The 1,537-nt window shown below is 46.5% G+C and carries 2 protein-coding genes and 1 pseudogene; all 3 read left to right on the top strand.

The features are described from left to right. A pseudogene (locus B4H32_RS10285) lies at nucleotides 1-207 on the top strand (quinone-dependent dihydroorotate dehydrogenase); the annotation flags it as partial. Nucleotide 208: 1 nt separating this feature from the next. Next, nucleotides 209-802: a CvpA family protein gene (locus tag B4H32_RS10280; protein WP_004680820.1), complete on the top strand. Its 594-nt coding sequence runs from the start codon at nucleotides 209-211 to the stop codon at nucleotides 800-802. Between the two features lie 40 nt (nucleotides 803-842). Then, nucleotides 843-1,537 (top strand): amidophosphoribosyltransferase (locus B4H32_RS10275; RefSeq protein WP_286802844.1); only part of this gene is annotated, 695 nt, incomplete at its 3' end.

Below are 1,537 nucleotides of genomic sequence, written 5' to 3'. Positions count from 1 at the left end.
GTATTTGAGAAAAGTACCGAATGTTTAAGCCAGTTTGCCGAAGTGCTGGATGGCCAGATTCCACTGATTGGGGTGGGTGGTATTTTATCGGGTGAGCAGGCTGTGGCAAAGCAACAGGCAGGCGCGAGCCTTGTTCAGGTTTATAGTGGGCTGATTTATGCTGGCCCAACATTGGTTAAAGACTGTGTTAATGCGATGACAGGGTGAAATGAACACGCTTGATATCATTATTCTGATCATCTTGCTCATTGGAGGGCTGAACGGTTTGCGTCAAGGATTTATCAAAGCCTTTGCGAACTTGGTCGGATGGATATTCGCATTGATCGTGGGGGCCAAATACGCCGTTATATTGGCGCCTGCAATGAGCAGCCTAAGCCAAGACCCTGTCGTGCAAAAAATTGCAGCTTTCGCTTTTATCGTACTGATCATTGTGGTGTGTATCTGGATTGTTTCTGCATTGCTGAATGGCCTCTTGAAAAGCTTGAAACTGGGCCCATTAAATCGTTTAGCAGGTGGGGCATTTGGTTCCCTAAAAGGCCTGCTGATTGTTTTGGTCACCATGCAGGGCGTTGGTCCGTGGGTGGAAAGCTCACCACACTGGAAACAGTCCAAATTTGTACAAATCCTATTACCCTATGCACCTTTAGCAACAGAAATCTCTAAAGATGCTGCAAATCAAGCTTTACATCAAATGACATCTGAAGGTGCCTTGTTACAGCGCCCTTCAACCGAAATGGACGAGTCAGAACGTGCTGCGGTTGATCAGCGTTCTGATCATTCGACTAAAAATCCTTTTTATTAATTGGGGTTAAACCCCGTTCCTAGCTTGTCGCGAGGTTGCTATGTGTGGAGTTGTTGGGATAGCCGGTAAATCGCCAGTGAACCAAATGTTATTTGATGCTTTGACGATGTTGCAACATCGGGGACAGGATGCAGCGGGAATCGTCACTTGTCATCAAGGGCGTTTATTTCTCCGCAAGGATAATGGCATGGTGCGTGATGTGTTCCATACCCGCCATATGCGTGCATTGCTGGGTAACTACGGGATTGGGCATGTTCGTTACCCAACCGCGGGTTCATCCAGCAGTGCGGAGGCACAGCCATTTTATGTGAACTCTCCATACGGTATTACCCTTGCACACAATGGTAACCTGACCAACGCCGAAGAAATTCATGAAGATCTGTTTAAGACAGATTTGCGTCACATGAATACCGACTCCGATTCGGAAGTTCTGTTGAATGTGTTTGCACATGAATTACAGAAAATTGGCACATTAAACCCGACACCAGCAGATATTTTCCATACTGTTTCCCGTGTACATGAACGCTGTAAGGGTGCTTATGGGGTTGTGGCAATGATTACAGGTCATGGTCTGGTGGGTTTCCGCGATCCAAATGGAATTCGCCCATTGATTTATGGTTCACGCGAAACGGAACACGGCACTGAATATATTATTGCCTCTGAATCAGTTGCTATTACCGCGCTTGGCTTTAAGATTGAGCGTGATATTGCGCCAGGTGAAGCGATTTTCATTGA

This window comes from Acinetobacter sp. UBA2063, assembly GCF_002333245.1.
Classification (GTDB): Bacteria; Pseudomonadota; Gammaproteobacteria; order Pseudomonadales; family Moraxellaceae; genus Acinetobacter; species Acinetobacter parvus.
This window is presented reverse-complemented; position numbering and strand designations above follow the sequence as displayed.

Coding starts and splice junctions, on each gene's coding strand:
- B4H32_RS10280 (WP_004680820.1), top strand. CDS start 209: ATGAACACGCTTGATATCATTATTCTGATCATCTTGCTCATTGGAGGG.